This is a genomic window from Streptomyces sp. NPDC096132, assembly GCF_044763345.1.
GTDB lineage: Bacteria > Actinomycetota > Actinomycetes > Streptomycetales > Streptomycetaceae > Streptomyces.
Window position 1 is genome coordinate 87803 of the sequence record NZ_JBIWGA010000018.1, and the last position, 19211, is coordinate 107013.

General features: G+C 68.8%; 14 protein-coding genes. 3 read left to right on the forward strand and 11 right to left on the reverse strand.

The window, feature by feature from the left end; genetic code table 11:
* The 6 genes from ACIRF9_RS35110 to rhaI form a co-directional block, all read right to left on the reverse strand.
* Positions 1-633: a lactate utilization protein C gene (locus tag ACIRF9_RS35110; protein ID WP_403830617.1), complete on the reverse strand. Its 633-nt coding sequence runs from the start codon at positions 631-633 to the stop codon at positions 1-3.
* Positions 630-2057 carry a LutB/LldF family L-lactate oxidation iron-sulfur protein gene (locus ACIRF9_RS35115; RefSeq protein ID WP_403830620.1) on the reverse strand — a complete coding sequence of 476 codons (1428 nt, stop codon included), beginning with the start codon at positions 2055-2057 and terminating at the stop codon, positions 630-632. Before ACIRF9_RS35115 ends, ACIRF9_RS35110 begins: the two co-directional genes overlap by 4 nt.
* The gene (locus tag ACIRF9_RS35120) at positions 2054-2809 is read right to left on the reverse strand and encodes a (Fe-S)-binding protein (protein ID WP_403830622.1); all 756 of its coding nucleotides are present in this window, start codon (positions 2807-2809) and stop codon (positions 2054-2056) included. The genes ACIRF9_RS35115 and ACIRF9_RS35120 overlap by 4 nt, the downstream gene beginning before the upstream one ends.
* Positions 2809-4308 (reverse strand): rhamnulokinase family protein, encoded by a 1500-nt coding sequence (locus tag ACIRF9_RS35125; RefSeq protein WP_403830624.1) that lies wholly within the window; start codon positions 4306-4308, stop codon positions 2809-2811. Before ACIRF9_RS35125 ends, ACIRF9_RS35120 begins: the two co-directional genes overlap by 1 nt.
* A 166-nt stretch (positions 4309-4474) precedes the next feature.
* The gene (locus tag ACIRF9_RS35130) at positions 4475-6514 is read right to left on the reverse strand and encodes a bifunctional aldolase/short-chain dehydrogenase (RefSeq protein WP_403830626.1); all 2040 of its coding nucleotides are present in this window, start codon (positions 6512-6514) and stop codon (positions 4475-4477) included.
* Positions 6515-6569: 55 nt separating this feature from the next.
* Complete coding sequence (gene rhaI, locus ACIRF9_RS35135) at positions 6570-7736, reverse strand: L-rhamnose isomerase (protein WP_403830628.1); 1167 nt, start codon at positions 7734-7736, stop codon at positions 6570-6572.
* Positions 7737-7999: 263 nt separating this feature from the next.
* On the opposite strand from rhaI, the gene ACIRF9_RS35140 reads away from it, so the two are divergent.
* A complete protein-coding gene (locus tag ACIRF9_RS35140) occupies positions 8000-8953 on the forward strand; it encodes an alpha/beta hydrolase (protein ID WP_403830631.1) in 954 nt (317 codons plus the stop codon).
* Positions 8954-9320: 367 nt separating this feature from the next.
* A complete protein-coding gene (locus tag ACIRF9_RS35145) occupies positions 9321-10289 on the forward strand; it encodes an alpha/beta hydrolase (protein WP_403830633.1) in 969 nt (322 codons plus the stop codon).
* Positions 10290-10584: 295 nt separating this feature from the next.
* Here the strand turns inward: ACIRF9_RS35145 and ACIRF9_RS35150 are convergent, their stop codons facing one another.
* Complete coding sequence (locus ACIRF9_RS35150) at positions 10585-10944, reverse strand: hypothetical protein (protein WP_403830634.1); 360 nt, start codon at positions 10942-10944, stop codon at positions 10585-10587.
* A 236-nt stretch (positions 10945-11180) separates the two neighbouring features.
* Positions 11181-12221, reverse strand: a complete 1041-nt coding sequence (locus ACIRF9_RS35155) for an NAD(P)-dependent alcohol dehydrogenase (RefSeq protein ID WP_403830637.1) — start codon at positions 12219-12221, stop codon at positions 11181-11183.
* Between the two features lie 90 nt (positions 12222-12311).
* Between ACIRF9_RS35155 and ACIRF9_RS35160 the strand changes: the two genes are divergently transcribed.
* Positions 12312-12986 (forward strand): TetR/AcrR family transcriptional regulator, encoded by a 675-nt coding sequence (locus ACIRF9_RS35160; protein ID WP_403830640.1) that lies wholly within the window; start codon positions 12312-12314, stop codon positions 12984-12986.
* Between the two features lie 421 nt (positions 12987-13407).
* Here ACIRF9_RS35160 and ACIRF9_RS35165 read toward each other — a convergent pair whose 3' ends face one another.
* The 3 genes from ACIRF9_RS35165 to ACIRF9_RS35175 all read right to left on the reverse strand — a co-directional run bounded on the left by ACIRF9_RS35165 (position 13408) and on the right by ACIRF9_RS35175 (position 19067).
* Positions 13408-14577: a PTS fructose transporter subunit IIC gene (locus tag ACIRF9_RS35165; RefSeq protein WP_403830643.1), complete on the reverse strand. Its 1170-nt coding sequence runs from the start codon at positions 14575-14577 to the stop codon at positions 13408-13410.
* 312 nt (positions 14578-14889) lie between these two features.
* Positions 14890-16071 (reverse strand): hypothetical protein, encoded by a 1182-nt coding sequence (locus ACIRF9_RS35170; RefSeq protein WP_403830645.1) that lies wholly within the window; start codon positions 16069-16071, stop codon positions 14890-14892.
* Between the two features lie 650 nt (positions 16072-16721).
* Positions 16722-19067: an ATP-binding protein gene (locus tag ACIRF9_RS35175; RefSeq protein ID WP_403830648.1), complete on the reverse strand. Its 2346-nt coding sequence runs from the start codon at positions 19065-19067 to the stop codon at positions 16722-16724.
* Between the last annotated feature and the right edge of the window lie 144 nt (positions 19068-19211).

A 19211-nucleotide genomic window follows, 5' to 3' on the forward strand; every position in this document is an offset into this window, starting at 1 on the left:
TCAGCCGGTCACGATGATCACTTGCAGGGTTCGTGGGCCGTGTACGCCTTCGACCCGGTCGAGTTCGATGTCGCTGGTCGCGGAAGGTCCGGAGATCCATGTCAGCGGGCGGGTGGGGTCGAGACGGGGCAGTGCCTGGGGCACGGACGCCACGACCTGGTCGGCCGCGCGGACGACGCACACATGGAGGTCGGGGACGAGGGTCAGGGCACGGCGGCCCTGACCGGGACCGCCGTCCAGGACGATGGTCCCGGTCTCGGCGATGGCCAGTGCACAACTGGTGACCACGGCGTCGATGCCGTCGAGTTCGTACGGGGACAACGCACCGTCGTCGGGACACTGTTCGGCGTCGGTGTCCGTCAGCCACGCGGCGGGCAGCCCCGGTGGGACGGCGACGCTGCCGACCCCGTCCTTGGCGAGCAGGCGACCGATCAGGGCCGGGAGTTGGTCCTCCGCGCTGCGGTGGACCACGGCCCGGTAGTCGGCGAGGTTCTCGTGCAGGAGGTCGAGGATCGCGGCGGGCGCGTCCGGAGTATGGCTGACGAGGTAGTCGCGGGATACCTCGGGGACATCGGGCGCGTCGGCGAGCGCGCGTCGTACCCGAGCCAGGACTCGGTCACGGGAGGTGGTCATGAGCGGTTCTTCCTCCACCAGTCGCGGAACGGTTCGGCAGGCATCTTCGGCAGATCGCGGCTCTCGGTCCACTGACGGGCGCCCGGGCCCGGAAGCCGGTTGGGGTGCACTCCGCGGGTCCTGGACGCGAGCCGCTCACCGGCCGCGAGCACGGCCGGACGGTCGAGGATCCAACCTGCGGCCTTGATCGCGGCCTTCTCCAGCCGGTGTCCGCCCCCGCCCTGATCTGCGACGCGCTCGCGCAGGTGCACCAGCACCTCGGGGATGTCGATGGCGACCGGGCAGACCTCGTAGCAGGCACCGCACAGCGAGGAGGCGTACGGCAGCGAGGCGTCGATCTCGCTCTGTGTGCCCCGCAGTTGGGGACTGAGGATGGCGCCGATCGGGCCGGGGTAGACGGAGCCGTAGGCGTGCCCGCCGGCCCGCTCGTAGACCGGGCAGACGTTCAGACAGGCCGAGCAGCGGATGCAGCGCAGGGCCTGGCGGCCGACCTCGTCGGCGAGGGTGTCGGTGCGGCCGTTGTCCAGCAGCACCAGATGGAAGTGGTGCGGACCGTCCTCGTCCGTCGTGCCGGTCCAGGTCGAGGTGTACGGGTTCATGCGCTCGGCGGTCGAGGAGCGGGGCAGGGTCTGGAGGAAGACCTCCAGGTCCCGCCAGGTCGGCACGATCTTCTCGATGCCCACGACGGAGATCAGGGTCTCGGGCAGGGTCAGGCACATCCGCCCGTTGCCCTCGGACTCGACGACCACCAGGGTGCCCGTCTCGGCGACCATGAAGTTGGCGCCGGAGATGCCCACCTTGGCCCGCAGGAACTTCTCCCGCAGATGCAGCCGGGCCGCCTCCGCCAGCTCGGCGGGCGTGTCGGTGAGCCCCTCGGGTGCCGCGCGCCCCCACTCGCCCATCTCCCTCGCGAAGATGTCCCGGATCTCGCCCCGGTTGCGGTGGATGGCCGGGACGAGGATGTGCGAGGGCCGGTCCTTGCCCAACTGCACGATCAGCTCGGCGAGATCGGTCTCGTAGGCGCGGATGCCCTCTTCGAGAAGGGCCTCGTTCAGCCCGATCTCCTGGGTGGCCATGGACTTGACCTTGACGACCTCGGACTCGCCGGTCTCCTTCACCAGATCGGCCACGATCCGGTTGGCCTCCTCGGCGTCGGCCGCCCAGTGCACGGTCCCGCCCGCCGCCGTGACCGACTCCTCCAACTGCACGAGATAGCGGTCGAGATGACGCAGCGTATGGTCCTTGATCCGCTTGCCGGCCTCCCGCAGCTCGGCCCAGTCGGACACCTCGGCGACCGCCTTGGCCCGCTTGGCGCGGATGGTGTGCGTGGCGTGGCGCAGGTTTCCGCGCAGGGTCTGGTTGTTGACGGCCTCGTGGGCCGCCTTGGGGAAGGCCGGCATCCCGACGAACGTCCCGCCGCTCATGCCAGCAGCTCCTTTTCCGTGCTCGCCAGGATCTCCGCGATGTGCACCGGCCGCATGCCGGTGCTCAGCCGGGTCATGGTGCCGCCGATGTGCATGAGACACGAGTTGTCGGCGGCGCACAGCACCTCCGCGCCCGTCGACTCGGCGTTGCGCACCTTGTCGGCGCCCATCGCCGCCGATACATCGGAGTTCTTCAGCGCGAACGTACCGCCGAAGCCACAGCACTCGTCGGACCCGGGCAGCTCGCGCAGCTCCAGCCCCTTGACGGCCTGGAGCAGCCTGCGCGGCCGGTCGCCCAACCCCAGGATGCGCAGGCCGTGGCAGGACGGGTGGTAGGTGACCGTGTGCGGGAAGTAGGCTCCGACATCGGTCACGCCCAGCACGTCCACCAGGAACTCGGTCAGTTCGTATGTCCGCGGCACGAGTGACGCGGCACCGTCGGCGAGTTCTCCACCGCGTCCTTCCCCGGCCGCCCTGGCGCCGATGCGCGGGTAGTTGTCCCGCACCATCGCGGCGCAGGACCCCGACGGGGTGACCACGTGGTCGTAACCCTCGAAGGCGCGGACCATGCGGCGGACCAGCGGTTCGGTCTCCCGGCGGTAGCCGGTGTTGAACTGCGGCTGACCGCAGCAGGTCTGTGTGGAGGGGAAATCCACCTCCACGCCAAGACGTTCGAGCAGCTTGACGGTGGCGATGGCGGTGGACGGGTAGACGGCGTCGTTGACACAGGTGGCGAAGAGCGCGACGCGCATCACGAGTCCTTTCCGGTGGGCGTGAGCCTGGCCTCGGTGGCGTCCCAGACGGCCGTGTCGCCCCGAGGGGCGTACCGCCGCAGGTGCTGGGTGTCGGCGACGAGTCGGCGCATCGCGGGCAGGTCACCGATCAGGCCGGCGGCCCTGGCCTGCACGAGGATGTTACCCAGAGCGGTGGCCTCGGTCGGGCCGGCGATCACGGGAAGGCCGGTGGCGTCGGAGGTGAGCTGACAGAGCAGGTCGTTGCGGGAGGCACCGCCCACGAGGTGGACATGGGTGATGTCACGGTCGGCGAGCTCGGCGGCCTGACGGAGTGTGCGGCGGTGGGCCAGGGCCAGGCTCTCCAGGATGCAGCGGACCATGGCCCCCCGGCTGTCGGGGACAGGTTGGCCCGTGCGACGGCAGTGTTCCTGGATGCGTTCGGGCATGTCGCCGGGAGAGAGGAACTCGGGGGAGTCCGGATCGACGACCGCGGTGAACGGCTCGGCACGGGCCGCGTCGGCGAGCAGGCTGGGGATGTGCGAGGGAAGGCCCTGCCGGGTCCAGGTGCGGCGGCACTCCTCCAGCAGCCACATCCCCATGATGTTGCGGAGATAGCGGATGGTGCCGTCGACTCCGCGCTCGTTGGTGAAGTTTGCGGCCCGGGATGCCTCGGTCAGGACCGGGCTGTCCAGTTCGAGCCCGGCCAGCGACCAGGTGCCGCACGAGATGTAGGCGAAGTGGGGCTCCGTGGCCGGTACGGCGACGACCGCGGACGCTGTGTCGTGGGAGGCGACGGTGGTGACGGGTGTGTCCGTCGCCAGCCCGGTGTAGGCGGCGACGTGCGGCAGGATGACGCCGGCCGGGTCGCCAGGGGCGCGCAGCGGCGGCAGCAGACCGGGATCGATGGAGAGACGGTCGAGCAGGTCCTTGGACCAGGTTCCGGTTCGGGCGTCGAAGAGCCCGGTCGTGGAGGCGTTGGTCTCCTCGGCGCCGATGGATCCCGTCAGCCAGTGGACCAACAGGTCCGGCATGAGCAACAGCGTGCGGGCCGAGGCGAACCGCGCGCTCCCCGTTTCGGAGGCGAGCTGGAAGACGGTGTTGAAGGGCAGATGCTGCACGCCGGTGATCTCGTACAGATCTGTGGGCCCGACCTTGGACCAGACGCGGTCGGCGACCCCCTCGGTGCGGCTGTCGCGGTAGTGGTAGGGGTGACCAACCGGTGAACCGAAGGAGTCGAGGAGCCCGTAGTCCACGGCCCAGGTGTCCACACCGACGGAGCCGACACCTCCGGCGCGGGCAGCCTCGCGCAGCCCGTCGAGGATGCCCTGGAACAGGGCGAGGACATCCCAGCGCAGCCCGTCGGGCAGTTGGACGGGGGTGTTGGCGAACCGGTGGGTCTCGGTCAGGTCGAGGTTGTCCGGGCCGACCCGGCCGAGGATGACTCGCCCGCTGGTCGCCCCGAGATCGACAGCCGCGAACGCGGAGGGGAAGGCGGAGGACGGCGGGATGGTGCTCATGTGGTGTACCTCCGCGGTGGGCGCGGCTGGTTGAGGAGTACGGAGAGGGCGAGGTGGGGTAGAGGCGCTGGGCGAGGAGACTCTGACGCCGGACGTGAACCTCGAACCGGGGACCGCCGCGCTGACACGGCGATCCCCGGCCGACTGGCTCGCGGAGCTGCGGTCGTCATCGCAGGAAGGCGGCGGCGACGCCGGCGTCGACCGGGACGTGCAGTCCCGTGGTGTGCGTCAGCTCGCCGCCGGTCAGCGCGAACACGGCGTTGGCGACGTGCTCGGGCAGCACCTCGCGCTTGAGGATGGTCCGCTGGGCGTAGAACTCGCCGAGCTTCTCCTCCTCGATGCCGTAGGTGGCGGCACGCTGGGCACCCCACCCGCCGGCGAAGATGCCGGACCCGCGCACGACCCCGTCGGGGTTGACGCCGTTGACCCGGATGCCGTGCTCGCCCAGCTCGGCGGCGAGCAGCCGCACCTGGTGTGCCTGGTCGGCCTTGGTGGCGGAGTAGGCGATGTTGTTCGGCCCGGCGAAGACGGCGTTCTTGGACGCGATGTAGATGACGTCACCGCCCAGCTCCTGGGCGATCATCACCCGGGCCGCCTCACGCGAGACGAGGAACGAACCGCGCGCCATGATGTCGTGCTGGAGGTCCCAGTCGCGCGCGGAGGTCTCGAGGAGCGGCTTGGAGATGGAGATCCCGGCGTTGTTGACGACGAGGTCGACTCCACCGAAGGCGAGCACGGCGGCCTTGAACGCCTCGGCGATCTGCTCCTCGCTGGTCACATCCACGGTGACGGCGACGGCCTTGTCCGGCCCACCGAGCTCCTCCGCCACAGCCGAGGCGTTCTCCGCGTTGAGATCGGCGACGACGACACAGGCACCCTCGGCGACCAGCCGCTCGGCGATGGCCCTCCCGATCCCGCTGCCCGCACCGGTCACCAGCGCGACCCGCGTGGCCAGCGCCTTCGGCTTGGGCATCCGCTGGAGCTTGGCCTCCTCCAGTGCCCAGTACTCGATCCGGAACTTCTCGGACTCCTCGATCGGCGCGTACGTCGAGACCGCCTCGGCCCCGCGCATCACGTTGATCGCGTTGACGTAGAACTCGCCCGCGACACGCGCGGTCTGCTTGTCCTTGCCGAAGCTGAACATGCCGACGCCCGGGATCAGCACGATCGCCGGGTCGGCGCCGCGCATCGCGGGGGAGTCGGGCAGGGCGTTGCGCCCGTAGTAGGCGGCGTACTCCTCGCGGTACTCGGCGTGCAGCTCCTTGAGTCGCGCGATCGCCTCGTCGAGGGGAGCGGACGCCGGGAGGTCGAGGACGAGCGGCCGGACCTTGGTGCGCAGGAAGTGGTCGGGGCAGGAGGTACCGAGCGCGGCGAGCCGGGGGTGCTCGGCACGCGCCACGAAGTCGAGCACGACGTCCGCGTCGGTGAAGTGCCCGACCTGAGGCTTGTCCTGTGAGGCGATGGCGCGAACGTAAGGGGCGAGCGCGGCGGCGCGCTCACGCCGCTCCTCGGGCGCGAGGGCGGCGTACCCCTCGACGACCGGCCCGAACGGCTCGGCCTTTCCCCGCTCGGCGAGGAACGCCTCGGCGGTACGGATGATGTGCAGCGAGTTGCGTTCGCACTCCTCGGCGGTGTCGCCCCAGGCGGTGATGCCGTGTCCGCCGAGGATGCAGCCGACGGCCTGCGGGTTCGCGGCCTTCACGGCGGCGATGTCCAGCCCGAGCTGGAATCCGGGCCGCCGCCACGGCACCCACACCACGCTGTCCCCGAAGCACTCGGCGGTCAGCTTCTCCCCGTCGGCGGCACAGGCCAGCGCGATCCCGGAGTCGGGGTGCAGATGATCCACGTGCGCGGCGTCGACCAGCCCGTGCATGGCGGTGTCGATCGAAGGCGCCGCCCCACCCTTGCCGTGCAGGCAGTAGTCGAACGCGGCAACCATCTCGTCCTCGCGCTCCACCCCCGGATACACACCCTTGAGCGCGCGCAACCGGTCGAGCCGCAGCACGGCCAGCCCACCCTCGGTCAGAGTCCCCAGATCACCCCCGGACCCCTTGACCCACATCAACTCGACATCACCCCCGGTGACGGGGTCGATGTCGGTCCCCTTGGCGGACGTATTGCCACCCGCGTAGTTCGTATTACGGGGGTCAGCACCAAGCCGACGAGACCGAGCGAGCAGAGCAGCGGCTTCGGGATGGGTAGCCATGAGCGGGTGTCTTCCTTGTATAGGGGAACGTTGCGGGTGTGCGGGGGCGGGAGAGTCAGGCGCCCCAGCCGGCCTGGGTACCGCCGACACGTTCGGTGGCGATCCGCTCCTGCCACCCCGAGGCCCGGTAGGCGGCGACGGGGTCGGGGTCGAGGCCGGCGTCCTCGCGGATTTCGGCGAGGAGCGGTCGTACGTCGGTGTTGTAGGCGTCCATCAGTACCGCGTTCGCTTCCAGCACGTCACCGGCCTGTTGCGCGGCGCGCAGCGCCTCCCGGTCGACCAGCAGGGCCTTGGCCGTGGCCTCCTGGACGTTCATGACCGACCGGATCACCGCAGGGATCTTCGCCTCGATGTTGTGGCACTGGTCGAGCATGAACGCCACGTTCGGCCGGGTCTCGAAGCCGCCGTTCCGAGAGACCTCGTACAGGATGCGGAACAGCTGGAACGGGTCCGCGGAGCCGACCATCAGGTCGTCGTCGGCGTAGAAGCGTGAGTTGAAGTCGAACCCGCCCAGCTTGCCCTCGCGCAGCAAGGTGGCGACGATGAACTCGATGTTGGTCCCCGGTGCGTGGTGCCCGGTGTCGACCACGACCTGCGCCTTCGGCCCGAGCTTGAGGCAGTGCGCGTACGCCGTGCCCCAGTCCGGGACATCCGTGCTGTAGAAAGCGGGTTCGAAGAACTTGTACTCAAGCAGCATCCGCTGCTCGTCCCCCAGCCGCTCGTACACCGCCGCCAGCGCCTCGGCCAGCCGGTCCTGCCGGGCCACGATGTCGTCCTGGCCCGGGTAGTTGGTGCCGTCGGCGAACCACAGCTTGAGGTCGGTCGAGCCGGTCGCGTCCATGATGTCGACACACTCCAGCAGGTGGTCAACGGCTTTCCGTCGTACTTTCGAGTCCGGGTGGCAGACGCTGCCCAGCTTGTAGTCGTCGTCCTGGAAGGTGTTCGAGTTGATCGCGCCCAACTCCAGGCCCCGCTCCTGCGCGTACTTGGCCAGCGCGCCGTAGTCGTCGACCTTGTCCCAGGGGATGTGCAGTGACACCTTGGGCGCCACTCCCGTGAACGCGTGGACCCGCGAGGCGTCGTCCAGTTTCTCGTAGGGCGTCCTGGGGACGCCGGTCTGGGCGAAGACCTTGAAGCGGGTGCCGGAGTTGCCGTACCCCCAGGACGGCGTCTCGATCCGCTGGCCGGTGAGTGCGGCCTTCACTGCAGAGATGTCAGGCATGTAAACCTCGGGATGCGACACGGCCCCCGGAACGGGACCGGTGGATTTGTGAAATGTTGAATCGATTCATTGCTGTGGTGAAAGTGGCCCCTTGTGGCCGTGCGCCCTTCGGTCGACCTTGCGACCGGAGTGTTCCGGCGTGCCCCGGCAATGAAAACCTACTCCTATTCGGGATTCAAGGGTACGATCCCTTCTGTACGACGTCACCACCGATGTGGCGACAGGGATCCCCCGCACGGGGTGCCGACAAGGAGCCGTCCGCCATGCCCAGTGCCACCTATGCCCTGATGAAGGGCTGGTTCTACCAGTCCGCGGCCCAGCGTGGGCCCATGGATCTCGCGGCGGAACGCGAGCAGGCAGCCGGCCTCGCGGACATGTACCGCCCGGTGCCGGGCGTTGTCGAAGAGTCCGCCGAGGTGCTCCGGGCGGGCTCGTACCTGATGACTCCGGACGGTGCCCGCGACGACCTGGTGATCCTCTTTATCCACGGCGGCGGGTTCCGCTCAGGGCTGGCCCGGGGATCACGCGGGCTCGCGGCGCACCTGGCATTGGGGACCAAGGCGCGGGTGCTGCTGCCCGAGTACCGGCTGGCTCCCGAGGACCCCTTCCCGGCGGGACTCGACGACTGCCTGGCCGCGTTCGACCATGCCGCTTCGCTGGCGCCGAGGGTTGTGGTGGCCGGGGAGTCCGCGGGCGCCAACCTCGCGCTCGAGGTTCTGCTGAGCCGCTCGTCGGAGAACCACCCCGGCATCCTCGCCGGAGTGCTCTACGGCGGCGTTTTCGACCTGCGAAAAGAACGGTTCTCCCAGGGGAGCTGGGCCGACAACGCGGACTCCGACCCGCTGCTGCCGGACGGGCTCGGCCAGGCCATGCACGACGACTACCTGGCCGGGCACTCCGCTGACGACCCCCTGGTCAGTCCCGTCCTCGCCGACATGACTGGTCTGCCGCCGTTGTTCCTCCAGGTCTCCGGCGCCGAGCGCCTCCTCGACGACTCGCTGACGGTGGCCGACCGCGCGGCACGGGAGGGTGTGGAGGTCGAACTGCAGGTGTGGCCGAAGATGTTCCACGTGTGGCAGGCGGGGACGGGGTTCCTGCCCGAGGCGACCGAGGCGGTGGACCGTACCGTCGCATTCGTGCGGCGTGTCGCCGACGGCCGCTTCGTCGACGGGCCGGCTCTGCTGGGCGGTCCGGCGAGCCTCGAAGAAGTTCTGTGAGGGCGGCTCGCCCGGCCTGAGATCGCGAGCCGAGGCACTTCGGGTTCCCCCGCGACCGGCGTTCGAAGGACACCGCGGTGCCATCCACACCTGGTGCCGCCGCCGACAGCGCGGCCGGCCGAGTGCCGCAGAACGGTCGCCCGCTGCGAGGCATCGCGAACGGCGGACAGCCGAGAGCTTGTTCACGGAGCCCGTGACGGGGTGTGTCGGCATGCCGCAGCCAGCCGTTGCCCAGACGAAGGGCTCTTCACGAGGCATGGCCCCCGCGGCTCGGCCCGTGTTCGCCGGGTCTCACGACCTCTGACCCCCCCCGCACATCGCATGAGCCCGTCGCGTGCATGACGCGTCCACGACCTGGAGGATCTCAATGACCAACCCTGACGTCGCACTCGCCACCGGAAGCGCCCGCTCGTTCGCGCACCTGTCGACCGACTCGACCTTCGCGGACATCGTCAACCACCCGGCGTTCGCGGGCTTCGGCGACTACATGGTGCCCTGGGAGTCCGGCGAGTACGCCGAGATCACCCGCCCGCTCACCATCGAGGCACTTGCACCACACCTGGGCGCCTGGGATCCGCAGACCATGGTCGACGGTCTCAACTTCCTCATCGACCAGGTCAACCAGGGCAGGACCATCTTCCACCCCCTCTACAGCGGGGACGAGATCGCCGCCGAACCGGACAAGGCGGCGGCAGGTCTGTTCTTCGTCCCCGGTGTCCAGGGCGAACCGCTCGCGTTCGTCGCCGCCGGCGGCGGATTCACCTCCGTCGCCTCCATCCAGGAAGCCTTCCCCCATGCCAGGGCCCTGCACGCGCTCGGATACAACGTCGCCGCCCTCAAGTACCGCGTCGGCAAGGAAGCCAACGACGCTGTCTCAGTGCCGTTGGCACGCGCGAACGAGGACATGGCCCGGGCCATGATCCTGCTCGCCGAACACGCCGACGCATGGGGTCTCAGCCTGGACGACTACTCGGTCTGGGGCAGTTCGGCCGGGGGACGGCTCGTGTCGAGCTGGGGCACCGACGGACCGCTGGGCGCACGGGCGCACGGGTTCCACCCTCCCGCCGCCATCATCACCGCATATCCGGGTACCCCGTTCGGACCGTACTCGGCATCCTTCCCGCCGTACTTCGTCACCGTCGCCGCGGACGACGAGGTGATCTCGGTGCCCGCGGTCGATCGCCTTGTCGAGGACCTGCGTGCTGTCGGCGTCGCCGTGGAGTACCGCAGGACCGACTCTGGAGGACATGGATACGGTCTCGGCGTCGGTACGCCTGCCGACGGCTGGCTCAGCCACGCGGTCGCGTTCTGGCGGTCACACTCCACGGCCGGCTGAGAACTCGCCACCCAAGAAGCACGCCGCCCACGCGAGTGGCCCGGCCCGACGAACGTTCTCCCGGCTCACTGGGCAGAGCAGGCGCGGGTCCGGCAGGCCGGTCTGTGCCCGGTGACATACGCCCCTCCACCTGACGTGGGCGCCGCCGGAGCAGCTCGTTGGCCGACGGCCCTTGCGAGGGGCCGATTTGCGGCGGACATCGGCGGTGTTCTCGACCCGCGCGTGTGGCGCCTACGGCCGCCAGGTGCCGACGAGCGAGGCGGAGAGCGCTACGGCTCGATGCGGATGAGGAAGATCACGTGTTGGAATCCCGGACCGCGTGCGCCGAGTCCGGCGTCTGCCGCGCGCCGGGGTCCAGCAGCCGACGGACGCGCTCGTACTCGGAGGCCATCTCCGGTGCGGCGAGGAAGTCGTCGAGATCGGTGGACACCTGGTGGTCGACGTCCTCGATGGAACGGATGGCGAGTTCGTAGAGCTCGCCGCGCCGGTTCTGCTCCAGATAGCTCTTCCATCGCGCCAACGCGCTGATGACGGTGAGGACTCCGGTGTCCAGACCGTCATCAATCAGGATGGCGTCATAGATCGTCGCAAGTTTGTCCCGCAGCTCGGCGGCGCTGATCGTCAGGATGTTCGAACAAGCGGTGGTGCGTGCCACCCGGGAGTCTTCGGTGAGTTCGTCATCGGCGCGCCGACGAGAGTTCCGGCCGCATGAGACGAGTGACCGTCTCCTCCCCGAAGGCACGAGCGTGACCCTCCGTGGCTCCGACGATCAGTCGGAGAACATCCGCCTCAAGTTCGCTGTAGTTCACGCCCGCAGCCTAGGCAGTCGGCTCCGGGAGCCTTTCGGGGGACTCCGGGGGCGCTGGTCGGCGCCGTCGTTCAGGTGTCCGGTCAGATAGTGATCACGAGCTTGCCGCGGGTCCGTCCGTCCAGCATGTGGCGGATGGCTTCGCCGACCTTGCCGAGCGGGTAGGTCCGGTCGATGGCGGGGGCGACCTTGCTGGACTCGATGAGCTCGCGGATGGCCGTCAGGTCCTTGGCGTTCTCCGATGTGATGAAGGTGCCGAGCTTCTGATCGATGAACGCCGACAGCAACTGAGCCCGGAGTTGACGGTCAGCGCCGCCGAGCCACCGTCCGTCGGTCTCGCCTCCGACTATGACGAGCCGTCCCTTCGGGGTGAGGGCGCGGCGGAGATGTGAGAGCCGACGGTTGCCTCCGATGTCGAGGATGACGTCGTAGTGGTTCTGACCGTCGGCGAAGTCCGCTCGGGTGTAGTCGATGACCTGGTCCGCGCCGATGCCGTGGACCAGGTCCATCTTCGATGTACTGCACACGGCCGTTACTTCGGCTCCGTATGCCTTGGCGATTTGTACGGCGAAGGTTCCGACGCCCCCCGACGCGCCGACGATCAGCACGTTCTGTCCGGCCCGGACTCGTCCATGGTCGCGAACGGCCTGCAGGGCGGTGAGTCCGGAGACGGGCACGGCAGCCGCCTGGTCGAAGGAGAGGTTCGCCGGCTTGCGCGAGAGCTTGTCGGTCCGGGCTCGCGCGTACTCGGCGAACGAGCCGCTGCACATGCCGAACACCTCGTCACCCGGCTTGACGCCGGTCACGTCGGCTCCGACTGCTTCGATGGTCCCGGCGAGGTTGCGGCCCGGGTTGGAGCTCTTCGGCTTGCGAAGTCCGAATCCTGCCATTCGGACGGGATAGGGAAGGCCGGCCATCAGGTGCCATGTGCCCCGGTCCACGCTGGCCGCGTGCACCTTCACCAGTACCTCGGCACGTCCAATCGTGGGCGTACTGATCTCCGTCAGCCGGAGAACGTCCTCGGGCGCCGGCCCGTACCGGTCCTGGACGATCGATCTCATGGTCTTCCCCTCGGCGGCCACAGCGGCCGGCTGTGTCGGGTTGTCGAATCGCTCGCTCCGCATCGCTCCGCTCCAGATCCCTTGAGGTCCTTACGTTGTAAGGTTCATCCGTACGGCGTAAGGTTGTCAAGGTCGATGACGAGAGGACTTCAGATGACCCGGCGGACTGCGCGGCATCGAGCGCCCCGGATCCCACTCAGCCGTGAAAGAGTGCTCCGCGCCGCTGTCGCCCTGGCGGACGAGAACGGGCTCGCGGCGCTCAGCATGCGCAAGCTCGGCGAGGCGGTCGAGGTCGAGGCGATGTCCCTCTACACCCACGTGGCCAACAAGGAGGACCTCCTTGATGGCATGATCGACCTGGTGTTCGGTGAGATCGATCTGCCGTGCGATGGGGGTAACTGGAAGACGGCGATGCGTCAGCGGGCGATCTCGGTTCGCCAGGTTCTGTCCCGCCACCGCTGGGCGATCGGCCTGATGGAGTCTCGCACGTCGCCCGGCCCCCGGACGCTGCGGCATCACGACGCCGTCATCGGGTGCCTTCGGAGGGCCGGCTTCTCTGTTGTGCTCACAGCGCACGCGTACTCGGCCCTCGACAGTTACATCTATGGGTTCGCCCTGCAGGAGCGCGGCCTCCCGTTCGATACGCCGGGTGAGACCGCGGAACTGGCTCAGGGCATCCTGGCGCAGATCCCGACCGACCAGTATCCGCACCTGGCCGAGTTGACGGCCGAGCACGTGCTCGGCCCCGGCTATGACTACAGCGACGAGTTCGAATTCGGGCTCGGGCTGATCCTCGACGGGCTTGAAAGGGCTGTCGGGCAGACGTGACGCACCGGGCGCGCTGACGGGGCAGCTTCTGCGGTACGAAACGGATCACGCGTCGGCCGCGGGCTGCGGTTTGGTCGCTGAGCCCGGCAGCCAGGCAACGGTCCGGCTCGGAGGTCCGCGGGTGCGGAACGTACCCCGGCCCACCGCGCGTGGCCGTGTCGCCCCGTGTGGGCGAGGTGGACCATCGGTATCGCGGTGGAGTACCACAGGACCGATTCCGGAGGACATGGATACGGTCTCGGCGTCGGTACGCCCGCCGATGGCTGGCTCGACGACGCGGTCGCGTTCTGGCAGTCGCACGCCACCGCCGGCTGAGCCCGGGGCGAAGGGCTGAGTCGGTGGGGGAGCGGCTCCGGGCCGCGCGAACGACGTCGCCCGGCCGAGTGCGGACCGCACTCGGCCGGGCTGAGGGTGGAAGTGGTCAGCGTGCCGCCCCGACCTTCGCGCGGATGACGGGGACTGTCCCGGCCGCCGTACGTGGCAGACCCTTGAGGACGAGCACGAGGGCTGTCGTCACGAGCACGCCCACGGCCACGGCCGCCAGGAAGAGCAAGGCTCCGCCGAGGTGCCCTGCGGCGAAGACGCCGCCGTAGGGCACCGTCAGGGTGCTGCCGAAGGTCATCGTCAGGGCGCCGGCGGCGCCGCCGCCCACCATGGAGGCCGGGATCACCCGCAACGGGTCGGCCAGAGCGAACGGGATGGCCCCCTCCGGGACGAAGGCCGCCCCGAACAGCCAGGCGCCCTTTCCGTAGGTCCGCTCGGCCGGAGTGAACAGGGAGCCGCGCACCAGGGTGGCGAGGGACAGGGCCAGCGGCGGGACCATGGCGGACGCCACCACCGTCGCCATGAGGGTGAAGTTGAGGCTGTTCGGCGCGGTCTCGATGCCTGTGACGGCGAAGGCGATGGCCGCTTTGCTGATGGTTCCGCTGAGGTCGAAGCTGACCATCAGACCGAGCACCATGCCGCACACGACGCTGCTTCCCCAGGTCAGTGGCGGCAGTTCGTGGTTCAGCCACTGTGCGAGGGAGGCGATCTGCGGTCCGGCGACCACATAGACCGCCGCTGTGGTGACCACTGTGGAGAGGAACGGGCAGAGCACCATGGAGGCGGCGTTCCGTAGTGGGGAGGGCACGGTGATCCGCTGGAGAAGCAGGGTGACCGTGCCCGCTGTCACGCCGGCGGCCAGACCGCCGAGATAGCCGGACTGGAAGTTCATGGCGACCATGCCGCCGATGACACCGGGGGCCAGCGCCGGCAGTCCGGCCATGCCGTAGGCGACGTACCCGGCGACGAGCGGTGCGAAGAGGGCCAGTGCGCTGACGCCGGTCTGCAGCAGCAGCGCGGCCCAGGTGTCGGGGTCCGTCCACGAGCCGTCGTTCAGGAGCGTCGACATCGTCATAGTGATGTCGGGGCCGCTGATGGCGAAGGCGAGGACGGTCAGCAGCCCGCCGATGGCGGCCAGGGGCGCCACATAGGGCGTGCTGGCGGCGAGCCATCCACCGATCCGGAAGCCTACATGTCCACTGTGGCCGGAACCGTGGTCCGTGCGTGCGCTCGATGAGGTGGTGGCTCGGCGGCCGGAGGGTTTCATGGTGAGACTCCAGGTGCGTGGGGGCAGCGCCTTGCGGGCGGCTGCCGTGTCATGGTCGGCAGGAGAGTCGACGGAGTGATGAGGCTTCGCGTCGGCGACCGGCTGGGGAGCGACCGGATGGATGTGGGGCCGCTCGGCGACAGGGGATGGTGTCCGCAGGGAGGGTGGCCCGGGCCTGGTCATGACCAGGCCCGGGCCAGAGGTCGTCCTTGATGAGCTTGCTGTCCTGCGGACAGGGACGAGAGGCTGAGGCGATGATGCCGCGCGGTGGCCCGCGGTGATCCGGGGCCACCCCGTGGCCGACACGCAGGCTCAGCCGTCGCCGTACACCATGTCGGCGTTCATCGATCGGAGGATCGTGGCGGCCCTGATGTTGATCATGCGGTCGGCGCCGTTGTAGTTCCACACGGCGCCGTGGTGAATGCCCGCGATGATGGCGTCTCCATAGGCCCCCGGCTCGTAGACGGGCGCACCCGAGTCACCGGGCTTGGTGAAGTTTCCGTTGCAGTAGCAGGGATTGTTGGTCCCTCCACGGTCCATGAGGAAGGCGTCGTTCTGGTCGACACAGTGCCAGGTACCGAACCACATGTAGCAGAAGCCGTATGTGGAGTACGAGATCGGGTGACCGCAGTGGTTGAAGGTGGTCTGCCCGCTGACGCAGAGCTTGCGGCCCCAGTACATCCAGTCGGTGTAGTTGCTGACCCAGGCGGTGGATTCGCTCGAGGCATAGCCGCCGGTGAAGATGCGCCCGGTGTAGTTCTTGCCCGTTATCGCCTCGGCGTCGATCCACTGGTGGATTCGCGTGACATTTCCGAGAGAATTGCCGGCCGGGGTCTTGACCTCCGTGTTCCAGTCGAAGCAGTGCGAAGCGGTGATCATTTGCTTCTGGCCGTCCACCCGGTGCTTGACGGTGAAGCCGGCGGTGCAAGTCATCCCCCCGCCGTTGATCGAACCTCCGCCCCAGAAGGGTGAGTAGTCGTTGAACCGGTTGTTGTTCGGCGTGAAGCGGCCGGGCATCGTCTCGACCGCGTCCGGGAACCGTGACTGCAAGGAACTCGCCGCAGACCTGGGAGCCTCAAGGTTGACGACTACCTTGTCCTTCTCGCCGTCGTAGGTGTAGCCGACGCCGTACTTGCGCGCATCCTTGTGCCACTTGGCCTCCTTGAGGGTCTTGAAGACGCCGGAGACCTCGTTCCTGGTGAGCTTGCTGACTTTGATCCTGACCTTCAAGCCGGCGGGGATCTCTGCCTTGACCTGTGCCTTCTCGGCGGCAGATGTCCCGGAGGGCAGCACCAGCAGAGGGTTGGACGTGCCGGCCTCGCCGAAGACGCCGAGTGCGGAGTGCGCGGTGGCGACCCTGTCGAGCTGCTGCAGCTGCGTCTGGCTCGGTGCCTTCTGCGGGACTTCCGGGGAGGCTGCCGCCGTGGCGTCGGCTGTCATCGGAAATGCGAATGCGACGACGCTTGCGAGCGTCACTCCGATGAGACGCTTCATTCTTGTGTTTCTTCTCACTTTTCCCCTTTCTTGGGCGTGTGGAGAACTAGGGATCCGTCGTTTCTCCCGAATGGGCAGAGGATTTCGGTCGACCGTCCTATATCGGGATATTTCCGACCCTCCACCCCAGGGGGTGGCCGGATCGGAGGAATTTTCATGCGCATTCGTTCCCTGCTTGACCGAACTACGGGAGCGCTCCCATGAGGCGCTGTGGGTGGTCGGGGCTACCTGGGGTCGCGCACCCGGGCGCTGTGCACTGTGCGGCCGTGCACCGGCCGCACATGCGGGGCGGCGGGTTCGTCCGCGGCCTTCAGCGCGAAATCGGATCGCGATCGCCCAGGGCGTTTGCGGGTCGGTCCGTGTCCCCGGACAGTGAGGTCCGGGATCCGCCGGGGCTGTTGATCACTGACTCGCAGCCGGACGCCGAGCGGGGTCCGGCGCGGGTGAACCGTCTCAGGGGTGCGCCCTGCGTGGCGCGCCGCCGCTGAGGGCGGTGGCCGGGCCTCGTCGGTGCTCGCGGTCCGAAGGCGGGCCTGGCGCGCTTCCGGACTCCCCTGTGTGTTTCATGTGAGGAGCATCGCCGCAGGGTTCCCGCGACTCAATGGGTACTTCCCCCGTCGGGCGGGATGGGTAGTTTCACCCTGCTGCTCCTACGAGAGGGACCCCCGGCTCCCCACCCACCAGGCCGCTATCTGGGCGCGGGAACTGACGCCGAGCTTGGCCCTGATGTTCTCGATGTGGCGGTCCGCGGTGCGCGGCGAAAGACTGAGCACGGTCGCTATCTTCCGGTTGGTCATGCCCTTGGCCACCAGCGCGGCCACTTCCCGCTCCCGGCAGGTCAGCGAGCTCGTGGCCGTGGCCGAGGTTCCTTGGCCGGTGTCGGTTCCCGGGGCCAGAGCGAGGGCGATGGCCTGAGCCGGACTGTCGTGCCTGGCGCCTTCCGCGACGGCCTTGTCGTATCCGGCCTCACCCAGTGCGGAGAGGACCGTCTCCCGGCAGTGTGCGCGGTGCGTGCCCAGGGTGGAGACGGGGCAGGCGCCGATCTCCCGGGACAGGGCGTACACGGAGCCCAGCAGCTGAGCCGCCCGCTCGTGATTGCCGCGAGACGCCGTGATCCAGGTGAACACCTCCAGTGCCGCCGCGGTCCCGGCGTAGTCGTTGAAGCCTCGAAGGGTCTCCAGCGCGGCCCGGGTCAACGACAGGCCCTCTTCCATGTCGCCGTCCGCCCACAGCGCGTAACCCAGTGCCCACAGTGCGTACGACCCGTAGAGCCGTTCCCCGTGGGCTTCCGCGATCTCCACCGCACGCCTACTGGTGTCCGCGGAACGCGGGTCTCCGAGATGGGCCTGGGTGATGGCCACCTGGAATTGCCAGAACAGCATCTCGCCCCCCTCACCGGCCGCCCGATGCGCGGCCAGGGCCTCCTCGTAGAGGGGCATGGCTTCTTCCATCCGGCCCCGAAACGCCGCCGACGCACCGCGGAAGCCGTGCACATACGGCAGGACGGAGTGATCGTTGAGCCGTTCACTCAGCTCTTCGGCTTCGTCCAGCCACCGGTCGGCCGTCGCGAGAGCGCCTTGCAGCAGTGCCACCCAGGCAGCCGCCCACAGCGCCCTCGCCCGGACAGGAGTCGGCTCGGGTGCCGCCGTCAGCAGCCGCTCGAACTGACGGCGCCCCTCGCCGAGGAACCCGTCGGCACACCAGTGGAAGCGGAGCGCCGTGGCCAGGCGGAGCGTGGTTTGTGCGTCTGCTTGATCCTGATCCACCAACTCCGTTTCCTCCGGTCCAGGGAGTGCCGGCCGGGCCTGTGGGTGTTCCGGCACTTCCACGACCGCCGACCCGCAGAAGTCCAGTGCCGCCAGGAGATTGTTGTGCTCGGCGCGCAGCCGGGCCAGTGTCTCCTCCTGGCCCGGGCCGAACCACGCGGCTGCGGTCCGTTCTGCGAGGGCCAGGAAGAACTCCTGGTGCCGCCGCCGCGCTCGCTGCTCTCCTCCCGACTCAGTGAGCCGAGCTCTTCCGTACTCCCTGATGGTCTCCAGCAGACGGTAGCGGGGCAGCCCCTCGGCTTCGGTCGCCAATACGACGGACTGGGCCACCAGCCGGTCGAGCAGGTCCAGAACCTCGTGTTCCGCGATGCCCTCACCCGCGCAGACCTCCTCGGCGGCGTCCAGGCCGAAGCCGCCGACGAAGACCGACAGCCGGTTCCACAGCAGTCGCTCGGCCGGCGTGCACAGGTCGTAGCTCCACTCGATCATGCCCTGCAACGTGCGCTGGCGTGGGGGCTTGGTCCGGCAGCCGCCGTTGAGCAGGGCGAACCTGTTTCGCAGACGGTCCGTCAGCTGGTCGACGGGAAGTGTGCGCAGGCGGGAGGCGGCCAGTTCGATGGCCAGGGGCAGCCCGTCCAGCTCGGTGCACAGCCGGACGGCCTGAGCGCGGTTCGAGTCGGTGATGCGGAAGTCCGGCCGGACGGCGATGGCCCGTTCCTGCAGCAGTTCGATCGCCTCGTCCGGTATCGGAAGCGGAGGGACGGTGAGGACGTGCTCGCCCGTGACCTCCAGCGTCTGACGGCTCGTGGCCAGGACGCGCAGCCCCGGGCAGGCCAGGAGCAGCTTCTTCGCCAGCTCGGCGGATGCGTCGACCAGGTGCTCGCAGTTGTCCAGGACGATCAGTGCCCGGTTGTGGGTGAGGTGATCCGTGATCTGGTCGAGGGCGGGTCTGGTGCCGAGATCTGGTAGTCGGAGGGTGCTCGCGATGGTGGGCGCCACCATCGCGGGGTCCTGGATCGGGGCCAGGTCGATCAACCACAAGCCGTCGGGAAACGACTTGCTCAACCCGGTGGCTGCTTCCAGGGCCAGCCGGGTCTTGCCCACCCCGCCGGCTCCCGTGAGTGTCAGAAGGCGCACCTCGCCGAGCAGGCGTCGGATCTCGGCGACCTCGCGGCGCCTGCCCGCGAAGCTCGTGAGGGGTGCGGGCAGATTGCCCGCGGTTGTGATCATGCTGGTCACGCTGCACCTCGCGATGTGTCGTGCAAACAGGGTCAGATGCTAATAGATCTCAGTTGCTGACCTTGAGGGCGGTAAGGGGTGATTTCGGGGTCTGTTCAAGGTCTGCGGTGGTCGCCGTCGGCCGGGCCCCGCTTC

What these genes read in the sequence shown, in the direction of transcription:
- ACIRF9_RS35110 (WP_403830617.1), bottom strand. Translation starts at nt 633, where the DNA reads ATGACCACCTCCCGTGACCGAGTCCTGGCTCGGGTACGACGCGCGCTC.
- ACIRF9_RS35115 (WP_403830620.1), bottom strand. Translation starts at nt 2,057, where the DNA reads ATGAGCGGCGGGACGTTCGTCGGGATGCCGGCCTTCCCCAAGGCGGCC.
- ACIRF9_RS35120 (WP_403830622.1), bottom strand. Translation starts at nt 2,809, where the DNA reads ATGCGCGTCGCGCTCTTCGCCACCTGTGTCAACGACGCCGTCTACCCG.
- ACIRF9_RS35125 (WP_403830624.1), bottom strand. Translation starts at nt 4,308, where the DNA reads ATGAGCACCATCCCGCCGTCCTCCGCCTTCCCCTCCGCGTTCGCGGCT.
- ACIRF9_RS35130 (WP_403830626.1), bottom strand. Translation starts at nt 6,514, where the DNA reads ATGGCTACCCATCCCGAAGCCGCTGCTCTGCTCGCTCGGTCTCGTCGG.
- rhaI (WP_403830628.1), bottom strand. Translation starts at nt 7,736, where the DNA reads ATGCCTGACATCTCTGCAGTGAAGGCCGCACTCACCGGCCAGCGGATC.
- ACIRF9_RS35140 (WP_403830631.1), top strand. Translation starts at nt 8,000, where the DNA reads ATGCCCAGTGCCACCTATGCCCTGATGAAGGGCTGGTTCTACCAGTCC.
- ACIRF9_RS35145 (WP_403830633.1), top strand. Translation starts at nt 9,321, where the DNA reads ATGACCAACCCTGACGTCGCACTCGCCACCGGAAGCGCCCGCTCGTTC.
- ACIRF9_RS35155 (WP_403830637.1), bottom strand. Translation starts at nt 12,221, where the DNA reads ATGCGGAGCGAGCGATTCGACAACCCGACACAGCCGGCCGCTGTGGCC.
- ACIRF9_RS35160 (WP_403830640.1), top strand. Translation starts at nt 12,312, where the DNA reads ATGACCCGGCGGACTGCGCGGCATCGAGCGCCCCGGATCCCACTCAGC.
- ACIRF9_RS35165 (WP_403830643.1), bottom strand. Translation starts at nt 14,577, where the DNA reads ATGAAACCCTCCGGCCGCCGAGCCACCACCTCATCGAGCGCACGCACG.
- ACIRF9_RS35170 (WP_403830645.1), bottom strand. Translation starts at nt 16,071, where the DNA reads ATGAAGCGTCTCATCGGAGTGACGCTCGCAAGCGTCGTCGCATTCGCA.
- ACIRF9_RS35175 (WP_403830648.1), bottom strand. Translation starts at nt 19,067, where the DNA reads ATGATCACAACCGCGGGCAATCTGCCCGCACCCCTCACGAGCTTCGCG.